General features: G+C 72.6%; 12 protein-coding genes. 9 read left to right on the top strand and 3 right to left on the bottom strand.

The features are described from left to right. Window positions 1-16 precede the first annotated feature (16 nt). Complete coding sequence (locus tag AB0O53_RS11120) at window positions 17-706, bottom strand: maleylpyruvate isomerase family mycothiol-dependent enzyme (protein WP_365194639.1); 690 nt, start codon at window positions 704-706, stop codon at window positions 17-19. Window positions 707-891: 185 nt separating this feature from the next. Between AB0O53_RS11120 and uvrA the strand changes: the two genes are divergently transcribed. Continuing rightward, window positions 892-3,873 carry an excinuclease ABC subunit UvrA gene (uvrA, locus tag AB0O53_RS11115; protein WP_350994879.1) on the top strand — a complete coding sequence of 994 codons (2,982 nt, stop codon included), beginning with the start codon at window positions 892-894 and terminating at the stop codon, window positions 3,871-3,873. 227 nt (window positions 3,874-4,100) lie between these two features. Here uvrA and AB0O53_RS11110 read toward each other — a convergent pair whose 3' ends face one another. After that, window positions 4,101-4,982 carry a carbohydrate kinase family protein gene (locus AB0O53_RS11110; protein ID WP_350994877.1) on the bottom strand — a complete coding sequence of 294 codons (882 nt, stop codon included), beginning with the start codon at window positions 4,980-4,982 and terminating at the stop codon, window positions 4,101-4,103. A 129-nt stretch (window positions 4,983-5,111) separates the two neighbouring features. Between AB0O53_RS11110 and AB0O53_RS11105 the strand changes: the two genes are divergently transcribed. Continuing rightward, window positions 5,112-5,543 (top strand): Rieske (2Fe-2S) protein, encoded by a 432-nt coding sequence (locus AB0O53_RS11105; protein ID WP_350994875.1) that lies wholly within the window; start codon window positions 5,112-5,114, stop codon window positions 5,541-5,543. A gap of 50 nt (window positions 5,544-5,593) precedes the next feature. On the opposite strand, the gene AB0O53_RS11100 is transcribed toward AB0O53_RS11105, so the two are convergent. Beyond that, a complete protein-coding gene (locus AB0O53_RS11100) occupies window positions 5,594-6,544 on the bottom strand; it encodes a hypothetical protein (protein ID WP_350994873.1) in 951 nt (316 codons plus the stop codon). A gap of 228 nt (window positions 6,545-6,772) precedes the next feature. On the opposite strand from AB0O53_RS11100, the gene AB0O53_RS11095 reads away from it, so the two are divergent. From AB0O53_RS11095 to AB0O53_RS11065, 7 genes are all read left to right on the top strand, one after another. Beyond that, window positions 6,773-7,381, top strand: coding sequence for a papain-like cysteine protease family protein (locus AB0O53_RS11095; RefSeq protein ID WP_350994871.1), 609 nt, complete (start codon window positions 6,773-6,775; stop codon window positions 7,379-7,381). Window positions 7,382-7,386: 5 nt separating this feature from the next. Then, window positions 7,387-8,205, top strand: a complete 819-nt coding sequence (locus AB0O53_RS11090; protein WP_350995084.1) for a hypothetical protein — start codon at window positions 7,387-7,389, stop codon at window positions 8,203-8,205. Window positions 8,206-8,550: 345 nt separating this feature from the next. After that, the gene (uvrC, locus tag AB0O53_RS11085; protein WP_365194634.1) at window positions 8,551-10,560 is read left to right on the top strand and encodes an excinuclease ABC subunit UvrC; all 2,010 of its coding nucleotides are present in this window, start codon (window positions 8,551-8,553) and stop codon (window positions 10,558-10,560) included. Continuing rightward, window positions 10,557-11,504: an RNase adapter RapZ gene (rapZ, locus tag AB0O53_RS11080; protein WP_350994867.1), complete on the top strand. Its 948-nt coding sequence runs from the start codon at window positions 10,557-10,559 to the stop codon at window positions 11,502-11,504. Before uvrC ends, rapZ begins: the two co-directional genes overlap by 4 nt. After that, on the top strand, window positions 11,501-12,556 hold the full coding sequence (locus AB0O53_RS11075) for a gluconeogenesis factor YvcK family protein (protein WP_350994865.1): 1,056 nt from the start codon (window positions 11,501-11,503) through the stop codon (window positions 12,554-12,556). The genes rapZ and AB0O53_RS11075 overlap by 4 nt, the downstream gene beginning before the upstream one ends. Next, window positions 12,547-13,542 carry a DNA-binding protein WhiA gene (whiA, locus tag AB0O53_RS11070; protein ID WP_030009075.1) on the top strand — a complete coding sequence of 332 codons (996 nt, stop codon included), beginning with the start codon at window positions 12,547-12,549 and terminating at the stop codon, window positions 13,540-13,542. The genes AB0O53_RS11075 and whiA overlap by 10 nt, the downstream gene beginning before the upstream one ends. Before the next feature lie 138 nt (window positions 13,543-13,680). Then, complete coding sequence (locus tag AB0O53_RS11065) at window positions 13,681-16,641, top strand: M14 family metallopeptidase (RefSeq protein WP_365194630.1); 2,961 nt, start codon at window positions 13,681-13,683, stop codon at window positions 16,639-16,641. Window positions 16,642-16,648 lie beyond the last annotated feature (7 nt).

Below are 16,648 nucleotides of genomic sequence, written 5' to 3'. Positions count from 1 at the left end.
TCCTAGAGGTGTCTTCCTACAGCGGCGGGAGCACGGGCAGCGGGCCGCCGGTGGCGGTCAGGGAGGCGCCCTTGTCGCCCCGGCCGGCCAGCCAGGCGAGCAGGGCGGCGGGGGAGCCGGACACGGTCACGGCCGGGTCCCCGGCGGAGCCGGTGCGCCAGGTGCGCCCGTCGGCGGCGGCCAGGGCCGTCGCGGGCACCTCCGGGCGGCCCGACCAGCGGTCGGCGAGGAAGGCGATCTCGCGGTCGGTGAACTCCTCCGGGAGGTCGGAGAGCTCGTAGCCGATGTTGAGGTCCACGTGGTGGAGGTCCACCTCGACCCAGCGGCGGAAGGGCACGTTCGAGGCGAGGTCCGTGACGCCGTTGCGCAGCTCGACGGTGCGGGACCAGTCCTGGTCGTGCTCGGTGGTGGCGAGGAAGCGGGCCCCGGAATCACGGAGGTCCGTCAGGTGTTCTTCCAGGGGCCGGCCGGCGTCGCGTGCGATGTCCGCGTCGCGCGCCTCGCCGCTCTCGTACATCGGGCGGCCCTCGAAGACGTTCAGGAGGGCGTCGGCGTTGCGTGCGAGGTGGGCCAGGATGTGGCCCCGGGTCCAGCCCGGGAGGTGTGACTCCTCGGACAGGGCGGCGTTGTCCAGTTTCGCGACCGCGGTCAGCAGTCGGTCCGTGGCTTCACGTACAGATCGCAGGTCGTGCACATGATCAGTCATGGCTTCGAGCCTAGTGCGCGGAGCCCCTGGCCACACGATCGGGTGAAGAGGTCTGCGGAGTGCCGTAAATCGAATGTGCGTGCTATACGCTCGAAGTCCAGACTCCATCTCCACCGCAGAGGCGCCCCCCATACCCTGGGACGGGGGCCGTGCCCCCCGCTCTCTCAAGAAAGGTGCGGACCGGCGTGACCGACCGTCTCATCGTTCGTGGCGCTCGCGAGCACAACCTCAAGAACGTCTCGCTCGACCTGCCCCGCGACTCGCTCATCGTCTTCACCGGACTCTCCGGGTCGGGCAAGTCCTCCCTGGCCTTCGACACGATCTTCGCCGAGGGTCAGCGCCGCTACGTCGAGTCGCTCTCGTCGTACGCCCGTCAGTTCCTCGGGCAGATGGACAAGCCCGACGTCGACTTCATCGAGGGCCTCTCCCCGGCCGTCTCGATCGACCAGAAGTCCACCTCGCGCAACCCGCGCTCGACCGTCGGCACCATCACCGAGGTCTACGACTACCTGCGCCTCCTCTTCGCCCGCATCGGCAAGCCGCACTGCCCCGAATGCCGCCGGCCCATCTCGCGGCAGTCGCCGCAGGCGATCGTCGACAAGGTGCTCGCGCTCCCCGAGGGCAGCCGCTTCCAGGTGCTCTCGCCGCTGGTGCGCGAGCGCAAGGGCGAGTTCGTCGACCTCTTCGCCGACCTCCAGACCAAGGGCTACAGCCGGGCGCGGGTGGACGGGGAGACCATCCAGCTCTCCGAGCCGCCGACGCTGAAGAAGCAGGAGAAGCACACGATCGAGGTGGTCATCGACCGCCTCACCGTCAAGGACAGCGCCAAGCGCCGGCTCACCGACTCCGTGGAGACGGCCCTCGGCCTCTCCGGCGGCATGGTCATCCTGGACTTCGTCGACCTCGCCGAGGACGACCCCGAGCGTGAGCGGATGTACTCCGAGCACCTCTACTGCCCGTACGACGACCTGTCCTTCGAGGAGCTGGAGCCGCGCTCCTTCTCCTTCAACTCGCCCTTCGGCGCCTGCCCCGAGTGCACCGGCATCGGCACGCGCATGGAGGTGGACCCGGAGCTGATCGTCCCGGACGAGGACAAGTCCCTCGACGAGGGCGCCGTCTCCCCGTGGTCGCTCGGCCACACCAAGGACTACTTCCAGCGGCTGATCGGCGCGCTCGCCGGCGAGCTCGGATTCCGCACGGACATCCCGTGGGCCGGACTGCCGGTGCGCGCGAAGAAGGCCCTGCTGTACGGCCACCGGACGCAGATCGAGGTCCGCTACCGCAACCGCTACGGGCGCGAGCGGGCCTACACCACGGCCTTCGAGGGCGCCGTGCCGTTCGTGAAGCGGCGCCACGCGGAGTCGGAGAGCGACGCCAGCCGCGAGCGCTTCGAGGGCTACATGCGCGAGGTGCCCTGCCCCACCTGCGAGGGCACCCGCCTCAAGCCGATCGTGCTCGCGGTGACGGTGATGGAGAAGTCCATCGCCGAGGTCGCCGCCATGTCGATCAGCGAGTGCGCGGACTTCCTGGGGCGGATGCGCCTCGACGCCCGCGACAAGAAGATCGCCGAGCGGGTCCTGAAGGAGGTCAACGAGCGGCTGCGCTTCCTCGTGGACGTCGGCCTGGACTACCTCTCCCTCAACCGGGCCGCCGGCACCCTGTCGGGCGGCGAGGCCCAGCGCATCCGGCTCGCCACCCAGATCGGCTCCGGCCTGGTCGGCGTGCTCTACGTGCTGGACGAGCCGTCCATCGGCCTGCACCAGCGGGACAACCACCGCCTGATCGAGACGCTGGTGCGGCTGCGGGACATGGGCAACACCCTCATCGTCGTCGAGCACGACGAGGACACCATCAAGGTGGCCGACTGGGTCGTGGACATCGGTCCGGGCGCGGGCGAGCACGGCGGCAAGGTGGTCCACAGCGGTTCGCTCAAGGAACTGCTGAAGAACACCGAGTCGATGACCGGGCAGTACCTGTCGGGGAAGAAGTCCATCGAGATCCCGGACATCCGCCGGCCCGTGAACGGCGAGCGCAGGCTGACCGTCCACGGGGCCAAGGAGAACAACCTCCGGGACATCGACGTGTCCTTCCCGCTGGGCGTGCTGACGGCCGTGACCGGTGTGTCGGGCTCGGGCAAGTCGACGCTGGTCAACGACATCCTCTACACGCACCTGGCCCGCGAGCTGAACGGCGCCCGATCGGTGCCGGGCCGCCACACCCGTGTCGACGGCGACGACCTCGTCGACAAGGTGGTGCACGTCGACCAGTCGCCCATCGGCCGGACGCCCCGGTCCAACCCGGCGACCTACACCGGCGTCTTCGACCACGTGCGCAAGCTCTTCGCCGAGACGATGGAGGCGAAGGTGCGCGGCTACCTGCCGGGCCGCTTCTCCTTCAACGTCAAGGGCGGCCGGTGCGAGAACTGCTCCGGCGACGGCACGATCAAGATCGAGATGAACTTCCTGCCGGACGTCTACGTCCCGTGCGAGGTCTGCCACGGCGACCGGTACAACCGGGAGACGCTGGAGGTCCACTACAAGGGCAAGTCCATCGCGGAAGTCCTGAACATGCCGATCGAGGAGGCGCTGGGCTTCTTCGAGGCGGTGCCGACGATCGCGCGCCACCTCAAGACGCTGAACGAGGTCGGACTGGGCTACGTCCGCCTCGGCCAGTCCGCGCCGACCCTGTCGGGCGGTGAGGCGCAGCGCGTGAAGCTGGCCTCCGAGCTGCAGAAGCGCTCGACGGGCCGGACGGTGTACGTGCTGGACGAGCCGACGACGGGCCTGCACTTCGAGGACATCTCGAAGCTGATCAAGGTGCTGTCGGGGCTGGTCGACAAGGGCAACTCGGTGATCGTCATCGAGCACAACCTGGACGTCATCAAGACCGCGGACTGGGTCATCGACATGGGCCCCGAAGGCGGCTACGGCGGCGGCCTGGTGGTGGCCGAGGGCACGCCCGAGCAGGTGGCCTCGGTGGGCGCGAGCCACACGGGCAAGTTCCTGCGGGACATCCTGGGCGCCGACCGGGTCTCCGACGCGGCGGCGGCCCCGGTGCGGGCGGCGGCGAAGAAGGCCCCGGCCAAGAAGACGGCCGCGGCGAAGAAGGCGGCCCCCGCCAAGAAGACGGCGGCCAAGAAGACGACGGCGCGGGCCCGCAAGGCCTAGTCGCTGCGCTCGGCTCAGCGGAACAGGAGGGGCCCGGCAGCCGTGCCGGGCCCCTCCTGCCGTCCGGCGGCAGGCAGGTCGAGGGTGGCCCCGGCCGCGGTGCGGACTCGCGCTCCCCGCAGGCGATCGGGAGCCGGTGCCGGTGACCTGCGGTGCCGATCGGCAGGCCGCCGCGGCGCGCGTACCGGCCGGCGGCTGTGCGCCGAGTTCCGCCGCCGGCCGGGAGGCTAGGCGTCGAGTTCCGACGCGTACGGGGGTTCCGCTCCCGGGCGGGTGCAGGTCAGGGCCGCCGCGTGGGCGGCGTAGGCCAGGACGTCCGGCCAGTCCACCGGGGCTCCCGGATCCGCCGCCAGGCGGTGCAGCAGGGCGGCGTTGACGGTGTCACCCGCCCCGATCGTGTCCGCCACCGTGACCGGACGGGCCGCCGCCGAGTGCTCGGCGCCCTCCCGCGTCCAGACCGTCAGGCCCGCCGCGCCACGGGTCAGCACCACCGCCGAGGGGCCGGCCGCCAGCCAGTCCCCGACCCGCCCGCCCAGCCAGGCCGCGTCCTCCTCCGACAGCTTGAGGATGCCCGTGTGCGGCAGCAGCCGCTCCGTGAGGCGGGCGCGGTGGCCCGCCGGGTCCGCGATCAGCGCCGGCCGGATGTTGGGGTCCAGCAGGGTCAGCAGCCCGCGCCGCGACTCCCGGCGCAGCAGGGCCTCGTACGCGCTCGCGCCCGGCTCCAGGACGAGCGAGCAGGTGCCGAGCGCCAGGGCCCGTGCCCCCTCCGGGAGGGCGGGCGGCAGGGTGAACAGCCGGTCCGCGGTGCCCTCGACGTAGAAGCCGTACGAGGCCGAGCCGTCCGGGGCGAGGGAGGGCACGGCGAGGGTGGTCGGCTCCGGCCCGCGCTGGACGAGCGAGACGTCCACCCCGGCGGCCCGCAGCCCGGCCAGCAGGCTCTCGCCGAACCCGTCCGTCGAGACCCGGGAGCAGAAGGCGGCCTCCGCGCCGAGCCGGCCGAGGGCGCGCGCCGTGTTGTACGGCCCGCCGCCCGGCCGGGGCAGCAGCGCGCCCGGCGGTCCGGCCGCGGGCACCAGGTCGATGAGGGCTTCTCCGCCGACGACGATCACGCGGAGGAAGGTACTCCATGGGACGCCGGTATCGTCGGGTGGGCCGGTGCCCGGGTCCGGAACCGGCCCGTGCCCCCGTCCGTGCCCGCACCACCCGGCCCCACCGCGCCCGCACCCCTGGAGAACCGCATGTCCGCGCCGCAGTCCGCCGCCCGCCGTACCGTCCTCAAGGGCGCCGCCGCGCTCGCGGGGGCCGCCGGCGCCGGGGCGGCGCTCACGGCCTGCTCCACGGAGACCAACAGCGGCGGCACCACTCCGCCGACCCCCACCGCACCCGTCGACCTGGGCGCGGCGGCCGAGGTCCCGGTGGGCGGCGCGAAGCTCTACCGGGAGCGGAAGCTGATCGTCAGCTGCCCGGCGGAGGGCCAGTACAAGGCGTTCAGCGCCCAGTGCACGCACGCGGGCTGCGTACTCGACAAGATCGTCGAGGGGCAGGGGAACTGCCCCTGCCACGGCAGCCGGTTCGACGTCTCCACGGGCAAGGTCCTGCAGGGGCCGGCCGACCGGCCGCTGCCCGAGGTGCCCGTCCGTGCGGAGAACGGCAAGCTCGTCGCGGGCTGATCCGTACGGGCCGTCACCTGGTGGCACCGGGCCGCACGGAGCCGCCCCGATCAGTCCCAGTCCCAGGCGATCCCGAGGATCCCGCGCCGCACCGACTGCTCCACCAGGTGCACCGCCCGGTGCCGCCCGCTCGGCGTCAGGTCCGCCAGGCCGGTGCGCGGGGCGTCCGGTCCGGTACGGGCGAACCGCCGGCAGCGCACCGGGAGGGCCGCCGCGTCGAAGCGGACCTGGAGCATGTACTGGCCGCCCGCGTAGCTGAAGCCGCGCACGTACTCGCCGCTGCGCGGGCCCGTGCCGTCCTCGACGCCGTAGCCGAAGACGTAGGTGTCACCGCGCCTCAGCCGGGCGTCGAAGAGCAGCTCGGCGACCACCACCCCGGCCTCGGGGTGGCACCGTACCCGGCCGGTACGGCAGTTCTCGTACGGCGTCACGCGCACCCGGGAGACGTCGCAGCCCGGGTCGCCGTGGTGCACGGCGAGGTAGCGGTCGACCCCGTCCCGGTGCGCCCGGACGATCTGCTGGGACTCGCGGCCCCGCAGCTCGCCCGCCGCTCCGATGCGGACGCGCTCGTGGTGGCCGAGCGAGTGCAGTCCGCCGTCCGGCGGGAGCTCCATGCCGTCCAGCAGCCGCTCCACCGTCCCGCCCCCGCTGAACAGGGCCCGGTAGGAGCGTCCGGCCGGCCGGGCGGCGGGCCCCGTGACGGCCGCCGGGTCCGGGACGGCCAGCAGTCTGACCAGGGCGCCGTCGGGCAGCTCCAGGATCCGTTCCAGGGCGGTGACGGCCCGCAGGGACTCCGGCTGGCGCGGTCTGCGGGCGCCCTGCTGCCAGTAGCTGAGGCTGGTCACGCCGACCTTGATGCCCTGCGCGGCCAGCCGGTGCTGCACCCGCTGGAGGGGCAGCCCGCGGGCGGCGAGGGCGGCGCGCAGGGCGAGGTGGAAGGGGCCGCCGCGCAGCAGCCGGTTCAGTTCCGCCGTGTTCGCCGGATCCGTGGAAGGCCGCATGGCGACTCCTCTGTGAACGTTCACACGCGCCGAGGTGGGGGATCACGGCGGCAGCTCCGGGGGACCAGGTGAAACGACAGCAACCGTTCACACCGCAGTCCCACCGTTCACACTGCAACGTCATCGCGTATTGAAGCGCGTTGACCTGATCGCGACAACTCCCTGATGCTCCTCCACAGCGTCCGGACGCGCTCCTCCACCCCCACTCCCCACCTCGGGAGGAACGCGATGCGCAACCGAAACCGGCGGCTTTCCCCGGCCGCCCTCCTCACCGCCGTTCTCACCGCCCTGCTCCTCGCCCTGCCCGCCGGCACCGCCACCGCCGCCGATGCCGACACGGGTCCCGCCCTCGCCCTGGCGCAAAAGCGCCTGAACATCACCATGCAGGCCCAGCAGAAGACCAACTGGTGCTGGGCCGCGGGCGGCAACACCATCGCCACCTGGTTCGGCCGCAACTACAGCCAGAACCAGTTCTGCAACGCCGCCTTCAACCGCCAGCAGGGCACCGAGTGCCCGAACAACCAGGCCACCCTCGGCAACGTCCAGACCGGGCTGCGCTGGGCGGGCGTCAACCCCGGCTCGTACGTCAACGGCTGGCTGCAGTACTCCACCGTCCAGACCGAGATCAACGCGAACCGCCCGATCGAGACCCGCATCCAGTGGTCGAACGGCGGCGGCCACATGCACGTCGTCTACGGCTACGACACCGCGAACAACTGGGTCTACTGGGGCGACCCCTGGCCCTCCAGCGACCGCTACAACTGGGCCTCCCACGCCTGGTACGTCAACAACAACACCTTCTCCTGGACCCACTCCCTCTACCGGATCGGGGCGTGAGCACCATGACCCTGCGCGCTTCGGCCGCCGCGGCCGTCCTCGCCGCCACCGCCCTCCTCGGGCTCGCCCCGCAGGCCGCCGCAGCGGCCCCCGTCGCCGCGGCTCCCGTGCCGCAGCCCCCGGCGGCCACCGCCGAGAACAGGGCGGCCGCCGCGCAGGCGGCGACCGCCCCCGACACCCTGGCCACGCTCTCCCGGTTCTTCGCCCGGGAGGGCAAGGTCTCCCTCGCCGCCGCGCAGCCCCGCATCGAGGGCGAGGCCATACCGGTCCACCACCTCTCCCCGGACTTCGTCGCGGGCCGGGCGGGTGCGCCGGTGGCCCGCCTGGAGTTCCTCGCCAGCAGGGCGGTCTCCTCCGACGGGCAGCAGGCCGCCCTGTGGACCGCCCGGACGGAGGCCGGCTGGCAGGTGGTGAACATCGCCACCGGCGACGACGAGTTCCGCTACGCGCAACTGGGCGCTGCGAAACTGCCCGGCGGGACGGTGTTCCGGGAACCGCAGATCGACGCCTGGTACGTGGCCGGCGGAAACCGGGTGCTGCCGCTGGACGAGGACGCCGTGCGCGCCGTGGGCGCCGCGGGCACGACGCTCGGCGGCTACCGGGCGCGGGTCGCCACGGCCTACGGGGACAAGCTCCCCGGCTCCCCGTACGCCGAGCGCGGCGCGGCGGGAGGGTACGCCGAGGCCGGTGCGGATGCCGATGCCGTGCCGGTCGCTGCCGAGGGGGCCGAGGTGCCCTGGGCGGCGGGGGCCGGTGTGCTGGCGCTCGGGGCGCTGGGTGCGGCCGCCGTGCGGCGCTCCCGCCGGGCGGGCCCGCAGGCCTGAGCGGCCCCCCCCGCAGGGCCCGGCCCGCCCCCCACCCCGGGGCCGGGCCCTGCGGGCGGCTCTCCCCGCCCCGCCCTTCCACCGTGCCCCGGGGCTCCGCCCCGGCCCCGCGCCTCAAACGCCGGCGGGGCTGGTTCGGGTGCCCCGGGGCTTCGCCCCGGCCCCGTGCCGCAATCGCCGGCGGGGCTGGTTGGGGTGCCCTGGGGCTTCGCCCCGGCCCCGTGCCTCGATCGCCGGCGAGGCTGGTTCGGGTGCCCCGGGACCCGGTCTGCGGGGCGCGCGGATCCGCAGACCGGCCCGGAGGGCTACGGTTCGTTGTCGGCGCGCGCCAGTAGGGTGGTTGGCATGGCCGACCCTTCCAGCTACCGCCCCCAGCCGGGGCAGATCCCCGACTCCCCGGGGGTCTACAGATTCCGCGACGAGCACCGCCGGGTGATCTACGTCGGGAAGGCCAAGAGCCTGCGCCAGCGCCTGGCCAACTACTTCCAGGACGTCGCCGGCCTGCACCCCCGTACCGCCACCATGGTGACCACGGCCGCCTCCGTGGAATGGACCGTGGTCTCCACCGAGGTCGAGGCGCTCCAGCTGGAGTACTCCTGGATCAAGGAGTACGACCCCCGGTTCAACGTCAAGTACCGCGACGACAAGAGCTACCCCTCCCTCGCCGTCACCCTGAACGAGGAGTACCCCCGGGTCCAGGTCATGCGGGGGCCCAAGAAGAAGGGCGTGCGCTACTTCGGTCCGTACGCCCACGCCTGGGCCATCCGCGAGACCGTCGACCTGATGCTGCGGGTCTTCCCCGTGCGGACCTGCTCCGCCGGAGTGTTCAAGCGCTCCGCCCAGATCGGCCGCCCCTGCCTCCTCGGCTACATCGGCAAGTGCTCCGCGCCCTGCGTCGGCCGGGTCACCCCCGAGGAGCACCGCGAACTGGCCGAGGACTTCTGCGACTTCATGGCCGGCCGCACCGGTGCCTACCTCTCCCGGCTGGAGAAGGAGATGCACATCGCGGCCGAGGACATGGAGTACGAGAAGGCCGCCCGGCTGCGCGACGACATCGGGGCGCTGCGCCGGGCCATGGAGAAGAACGCCGTGGTGCTCGCCGACGCCACCGACGCCGACCTGATCGCCGTCGTCGAGGACGAGCTCGAAGCCGCCGTACAGATCTTCCACGTCCGTGGCGGACGCGTCCGCGGCCAGCGCGGCTGGGTCACCGACAAGGTCGAGGCCGTCGACACCGCCGGCCTGGTCGAGCACGCCCTCCAGCAGCTCTACGGCGAGGAGAAGGGCGAGTCCGTCCCCAAGGAGGTACTGGTCCCCGCGCTCCCCGAGGACACGCCCGCGCTGGCCCAGTGGCTCGCCGACCGCCGGGGGTCCCAGGTCAGCCTGCGGATACCGCAGCGCGGCGACAAGAAGGCGCTGATGGAGACCGTCCACCGCAACGCCCAGCAGTCCCTCGCCCTGCACAAGACCAAGCGCGCCAGCGACCTCACCACCCGCTCCCGCGCCCTGGAGGAGATCGCCGAGGCCCTGGAGCTCGACGGCGCACCGCTGCGCATCGAGTGCTTCGACATCTCCCACCTGCAGGGGGACGACGTCGTCGCGTCCATGGTCGTCTTCGAGGACGGCCTGGCCCGCAAGAGCGAGTACCGGCGCTTCCAGGTCAAGTCCTTCGAGGGGCAGGACGACGTCCGGTCCATGCACGAGGTGGTCTCCCGGCGCTTCCGCCGCTACCTCGCGGAGAAGTCCAAGACGGGGGAGTGGGACCCCCAGGACGGCGAGGACGGGCCGTCCGAGGACGACGGGAAGCCCAAGCGCTTCGCCTACCCGCCCCAGCTCGTCGTGGTCGACGGCGGGCAGCCGCAGGTGGCCGCCGCCCGGCGGGCCCTGGACGAGCTCGGCATCGACGACGTCGCCGTGTGCGGCCTCGCCAAGCGGCTGGAGGAGGTCTGGCTGCCCGGCGAGGACGACCCCGTCGTCCTGCCCCGCACCAGCGAGGGCCTCTACCTGCTCCAGCGGGTACGTGACGAAGCCCACCGCTTCGCCATCCAGTACCAGCGCAGCAAGCGCGGCAAGCGCCTGAAGTCGGGGCCGCTGGACGAGGTGCCCGGCCTCGGCGAGAGCCGCAAACAGGCCCTCGTGAAGCACTTCGGTTCGGTGAAGAAGCTGAGACAGGCGACAATCGACCAGATCTGCGAGGTCCCGGGCATAGGACGGAAGACGGCCGAAACCGTGGCCGCGGCCCTCGCCGGGGCGGTCCCCGCCGGTCCTGCCGTCAATACGGCCACAGGAGAGATCATTGAGGATGAGAACCCCGCGCCAGCGGGAGCATCGTCCGAACGGGGGACCGAGCAATGACCGAGCACGAGACCACGCACGACCGAGACGGAGCACAGGTGAGTACGGGCACGACAGTGGAGCCCGGCGAGACCGCCGAGGCGGGCATCCCCGAGCTGGTGATCATCTCCGGTATGTCCGGGGCCGGCCGCAGCACGGCGGCCAAGTGTCTGGAGGACCTCGGCTGGTTCGTCGTCGACAACCTCCCGCCGGCGCTGATCCCCACCATGGTGGAGCTCGGCGCCCGCTCCCAGGGCAACGTGGCCCGCATCGCGGTCGTCGTCGACGTCCGCGGCCGCCAGTTCTTCGACGCCCTGCGCGAGTCCCTCGCCGACCTCGACAGCAAGGGCGTCACCCGCCGCATCGTCTTCCTGGAGTCCTCCGACGACGCGCTGGTCCGCCGCTTCGAGTCGGTCCGCCGCCCGCACCCGCTCCAGGGCGACGGCCGCATCACCGACGGCATCGCCGCCGAGCGCGACCTCCTGCGCGAGCTGCGCGGCGACGCCGACCTGGTGATCGACACCTCCAGCCTGAACGTGCACGAGCTGCGCGCCAAGATGGACGCCCAGTTCGCCGGGGACGAGGAGCCCGAGCTGCGGGCCACCGTCATGTCCTTCGGCTACAAGTACGGCCTCCCCGTCGACGCCGACCTCGTCGTCGACTGCCGCTTCATCCCGAACCCGCACTGGGTCCCGGAGCTGCGTCCCTTCACCGGGCTCAACGAGGAGGTGTCGGGGTACGTCTTCAGCCAGCCCGGCGCCAAGGAGTTCCTCGACCGCTACACCGAGCTGCTCCAGCTCATCGCCACCGGCTACCGTCGCGAGGGCAAGCGGTACGTGACCATCGCGGTCGGGTGCACGGGCGGCAAGCACCGCAGCGTCGCCATGTCCGAGAAGCTCGCCGCCCGCCTCGCCTCCGAGGGAGTCGAGACCGTCGTCGTCCACCGGGACATGGGGCGCGAGTGACCGCACGGACCCCGCGGCTGAGCCGCCTGCGGCGCCTCACCCCGGGACGGGGAGAGGACGGCGCAGGCCGCTCCGGCCGCCGGAGGGGCGCCACGCCCAAGGTGGTCGCGCTCGGCGGCGGACAGGGCCTGTCGGCCTCCCTCGCCGCCCTGCGCCGGATCACCGGTGACCTCACCGCCGTGGTCACCGTCGCCGACGACGGCGGCTCCAGCGGCCGGCTCCGGGAGGAGCTCGGCGTGCTGCCGCCCGGCGACCTGCGCAAGGCCCTCGCCGCGCTGTGCGGGGACGACGACTGGGGCCAGACCTGGGCCCGGGTCATCCAGCACCGCTTCCAGTCCGAGGGCGACCTGCACGGGCACGCCGTCGGCAACCTGCTGATCGTCGCGCTGTGGGAACAGCTCGGCGACCCCGTCCAGGCCCTCGACCTGGTCGGCCGGCTGCTCGGCGCACAGGGCCGGGTACTGCCGATGTCGGCGGTCCCGCTGGAGCTCCAGGCCCTGGTCAGGGGCCACGACCCGGCCCGCCCCGAGGACGTCGACACCGTCCGCGGGCAGGCCACCGTGGCCCTCACCCCGGGCGAGGTGCTCTCCGTACAGGTCGTGCCGAGCGCCCCGCCGGCCGTGCCGGAGGCCGTCGCGGCGGTGCTGGACGCCGACTGGGTGGTGCTGGGCCCGGGCTCGTGGTTCTCCTCCGTGATCCCGCACCTGCTGGTGCCGGAACTGCTGGACGCTCTCGTCGAGACCAAGGCCCGGCGGGTCCTGTCGCTGAACCTCGCGCCGCAGCCCGGCGAAACAGAGGGCTTCTCTCCGCAGCGTCATTTGGAGGTTTTGGCCCGACACGCCCCTAAACTCGCCCTGGACGTGGTGCTGGCCGACGAGGCCGCCGTGCCCGACCGCGAGTCCCTTGCCGATGCCGCGAAACGGTTCGGTGCCGCGGTCGAGCTGGCGCCCGTGGCCAGGCAGGACGGCTCGCCGAAGCACGACCCGGAGCTGCTGGCCGCCGCGTACGACCGTATTTTTCGGATGCATGGAAGGATCGGCCCATGGCGATGACGCCTGCGGTGAAGGACGAGATCTCCCGCCTGCCCGTCACCCGGACCTGCTGCAGGAAGGCGGAGGTCTCGGCGATCCTTCGGTTCGCGGGCGGGCTGCACCTGGTGAGCGGCCGCATCGTCATCGAGGCGGAGCTGGACACCGGGATCGCCGCCAGACGGCTCCGCAAGGACATCCTGGAGATCTTCGGCCATTCCTCCGACCTCGTGGTGATGGCGCCCGGCGGACTGCGCCGCGGCAGCCGCTACGTGGTCCGCGTCGTGGCCGGCGGCGACCAGCTGGCGCGCCAGACGGGCCTCGTGGACGGCCGCGGACGCCCCATCCGGGGTCTTCCCCCGCAGGTGGTCTCCGGGGCCACCTGTGACGCCGAGGCGGCGTGGCGCGGCGCCTTCCTGGCCCACGGCTCGCTCACCGAACCGGGCCGGTCCTCCTCCCTGGAGGTCACCTGCCCCGGCCCGGAGGCCGCCCTGGCCCTGGTGGGCGCCGCCCGCAGGCTCTCCATCGCCGCGAAGGCGCGCGAGGTGCGCGGAGTGGACCGGGTCGTGGTCCGCGACGGCGACGCCATCGGCGCCCTGCTGACCCGCCTCGGCGCCCACGAGTCGGTGCTGGCGTGGGAGGAGCGGCGGATGCGGCGCGAGGTGCGCGCCACCGCCAACCGCCTCGCCAACTTCGACGATGCCAACCTGCGCCGCTCCGCCCGGGCCGCCGTGGCCGCCGGAGCCCGCGTGCAGCGCGCCCTGGAGATCCTCGGCGAGGAGGTCCCCGAGCACCTCGCCGCCGCCGGCCGGCTGCGCATGGAGCACAAGCAGGCCTCCCTGGAGGAGCTGGGAGCGCTCGCCGATCCGCCGCTGACCAAGGACGCGGTCGCCGGCCGGATCCGGCGCCTGTTGGCGATGGCCGACAAGCGGGCCCAGGACCTCGGCATTCCGGGCACCGAGTCCAACCTCGACCTCAGCGAGGAGATGGCCGACAACATGGCCGGCTAGCAGGAAGACCTACGGCAGAAGGGGCCCGCGCGATCACTCGTGCGGGCCCCTTCGCGGTATGCCCCATTGACATGAGCATGGGCCGGTCTTGAGTCTGGCGTCCGAACCTTTCGTGGCAGCCGACGCCCAGGGGGGCACATGAGTCACCGCGCGAGAGTCGTCCTCGCCGCAAGCGCACTCGTTCTCGGAACCACACTCGCCGCGCTGCCCGCGGCGGCCCAGGCCCGGCCCGGCACCGCCGGCGCGTCCGGCGCCGAGGAGGTGAGGGTCTACGACGCCGACATCACCAAGGAACAGGTGCCGCTCGTCCTCGCCGCGGGCCAGGACGCCCACGAGCTCACCGAGCGCGCCCCGGAGAGCGGGACCGCCCGGGTCGAGCTCTTCCTCACCGGATCCCAGGCCGGCGAACTCGCCGCCCAGGGCGTCCGGCTCGCCGAGCGCACGATCCCGGCCCAGGGCCTGGCCCGGGCCAAGGCCGCCGGCGACGGCGTGTTCCGCCCGTACAGCGGCAAGGGCGGCCTCCAGGAGGAGATCCTGCGCACGGCCCAGGAGAACCCGGCGCTCACCAAGGTCGTCTCCATCGGCAGGACCGTCCAGGGCAAGGACATCCTGGCGCTCAAGGTCAGCAAGAACGCGAAGAAGACCAGGGACGGCTCCAAGCCCTCCGTGCTGTACATGTCCAACCAGCACGCCCGCGAGTGGATCACCCCCGAGATGACCCGGCGGCTGATGCACCACACCCTCGACAACTACGGCAAGGACCAGCGGATCACGAAGCTGGTGGACTCCAGCGAGCTGTGGTTCCTGCTCAGCGCCAACCCCGACGGCTACGACTACACGCACGCCGCCGACAGCCAGCGGCTGTGGCGCAAGAACGTGCGCGACAACAACGGCGACGGGAAGATCACCACCGGCGACGGGGTCGACCTCAACCGCAACTTCGCCTACAAGTGGGGCTACGACAACGAGGGCTCCTCGCCCAACCAGGCCAGCGAGACCTACCGCGGCCCCAAGGCCTCCTCCGAGCCCGAGACCACCGCCCTCGACGCCTTCGAGAAGCGCATCGGCTTCGACTACGCCATCAACTACCACTCCGCCGCCGAGCTGATCCTCTACGGCGTGGGCTGGCAGGTGGCCACCCCCACCCCCGACGACATCGCCTACAAGGCCCTCGCAGGCACCCCCGAGAACCCGGCGGTCCCCGGCTACTACCCGCAGGTGTCCTCGGAGCTCTACACCACCAACGGCGAGGCCGACGGTCACGGCGCCAACGTCAACGGCATCATGATGTTCACGCCGGAGATGACCACCTGCCAGACCGCCTCCGCGAGCGACCCGAACGACCAGTGGAAGCCAGAGGACTGCGCCTCCGGCTTCAACTTCCCGGACGACGAGAAGCTCATCCAGGCGGAGTTCGCCAAGAACGTGCCCTTCGCCCTCGCGGTCGGCGAGAGCGCGGCGCACCCGGACCGCCCGGCGTCCTCCGTCGGCCTGAGCGCCGCCGACTTCACCCCGGACCCCTTCACCACCTCCTACGCGGCCCGCGGACAGGACCAGGAGGTCGCCGTCACGGCCCGCAAGGCGCTCAAGGACAAGGAGCTCAACTACCGGATCAACGGCGGCCGCACCCACGACGAGGACCTCAAGGCCTGGAAGGGCGGCGACGTCTACGGCGGCGAGGACAACAACTGGTTCGACGAGTACCGCGCCGAGGTCGAGGGCGCCCGGCCCGGCGACAGGGTCGAGGTCTGGTTCACCGGCCGCGACCGCTCCGGCAGGCAGGTCTCCAGCGAGCACTTCACGTACACGGTGGCCGAGCGGCCGCGCGCGGACGTCCTGGTGATCGCCGAGGAAGGAGCCACCGCCCAGCACGCCCAGACGTACGTCGACGCGCTGCGCGCCAACGGCCGCTCCGCCGCGGTCTGGGACGTCGCCGTCCAGGGCGTCCCGCACCACCTCGGGGTGCTCTCCCACTTCGGCACGGCCGTCCACTACACCGGAGCCAAGTCGCCCGGCGGGGACACGCAGTTGGCGGTGCGCGACTTCCTGAACGAGGGCGGCCGGCTGATCGAGGCCGGTGAGCTGGCCGGCGGCAACGCCCAGGTCGGGCGCGCCGTCACCAACGACTTCAGCCAGTACTGGCTCGGCGCCTACGGCCGCACCAGCACCCCCGGGGCCACCGGCTTCGCCGGCACCGGGGCCCTGCAGGACGCCAAGGGCGGCCTCGGGGACGCCGCGGGCAACCCGCTGAACGCCCCCGGCGCCTACACGGTCACCTCCGACACCCTGGCGCCGGCGCAGTTCCCGCAGTTCAAGAGCGCGCAGGCGGGGCAGTACACCGGGATCACGAACCCGTACGCCCCCTACGCCGGCACCGGGATGGCCTCGGCGCTGCACACCGACAGCGACTGGAAGCGGCTGGTGCGCACCGTCGACCTCACCGGCGTCACCGCGGCCGACAGGCCGCAGTTGAAGCTCGCCCTCAACTGGAACACCGAGGAGGGCTACGACCACGCCGCGCTGGAGGCCCGCAGCGCCGGCGGCGACGACTGGACCATGCTGCCGGAGGCCGGCGGCCTGAGCAGCGCGGCCGTACCGGAGGAGTGCGAGGCCGGGTTCTTCATCAACGGCCACCCGTTCCTGCGCCACTACCTCACCCTGGACGGCGGCGGCTGCACCGCGCAGGGCACCAGCGGCCAGTGGAACACCTTCACCGGGTCCTCCGGCGGCTGGAAGCAGGTCACCTTCGACCTGAGCGCCTACGCGGGCCGGTCCGTCGAGCTCTCGCTCTCCTACATCACCGACCCCGGCTCGGCCGGACGCGGCGTCTTCGCGGACGAGGCACGCCTGTCGACCGGCAGTGGGGAGCAGGCCGTCGAGGGGTTCGAGACCTCCCTCGGCGCCTGGGCCGCCCAGGGCGCACCGGCCGGAAGCCCCGACGTCGCGGGCGACTGGACCCGCACCGGAGAGCTCTTCCGGTCCTTCGCCTCGGTGACCACGCGTGACACCGTACTTCTGGGCTTCGGCCTGGAACACCTGCCCGCGGCGGCGGACCGCGCCCTACTAGTCGGTAAGGCGCTCCGCTCGCTCAACCGCTGATCAGCGC

The organism is Streptomyces erythrochromogenes (assembly GCF_040684695.1).
Taxonomy (GTDB): domain Bacteria; phylum Actinomycetota; class Actinomycetes; order Streptomycetales; family Streptomycetaceae; genus Streptomyces; species Streptomyces erythrochromogenes_C.
Note: the sequence above shows the minus strand (reverse complement) of the source record. Positions and strands in the feature narration are given on the sequence as shown.

Bases quoted from the DNA above. Each gene is read 5' to 3' on its own strand.
- AB0O53_RS11120 (WP_365194639.1), bottom strand. From the start codon at position 706: ATGACTGATCATGTGCACGACCTGCGATCTGTACGTGAAGCCACGGAC.
- AB0O53_RS11105 (WP_350994875.1), top strand. From the start codon at position 5,112: ATGTCCGCGCCGCAGTCCGCCGCCCGCCGTACCGTCCTCAAGGGCGCC.
- AB0O53_RS11100 (WP_350994873.1), bottom strand. From the start codon at position 6,544: ATGCGGCCTTCCACGGATCCGGCGAACACGGCGGAACTGAACCGGCTG.
- AB0O53_RS11095 (WP_350994871.1), top strand. From the start codon at position 6,773: ATGCGCAACCGAAACCGGCGGCTTTCCCCGGCCGCCCTCCTCACCGCC.
- AB0O53_RS11090 (WP_350995084.1), top strand. From the start codon at position 7,387: ATGACCCTGCGCGCTTCGGCCGCCGCGGCCGTCCTCGCCGCCACCGCC.
- uvrC (WP_365194634.1), top strand. From the start codon at position 8,551: ATGGCCGACCCTTCCAGCTACCGCCCCCAGCCGGGGCAGATCCCCGAC.
- rapZ (WP_350994867.1), top strand. From the start codon at position 10,557: ATGACCGAGCACGAGACCACGCACGACCGAGACGGAGCACAGGTGAGT.
- whiA (WP_030009075.1), top strand. From the start codon at position 12,547: ATGGCGATGACGCCTGCGGTGAAGGACGAGATCTCCCGCCTGCCCGTC.
- AB0O53_RS11065 (WP_365194630.1), top strand. From the start codon at position 13,681: ATGAGTCACCGCGCGAGAGTCGTCCTCGCCGCAAGCGCACTCGTTCTC.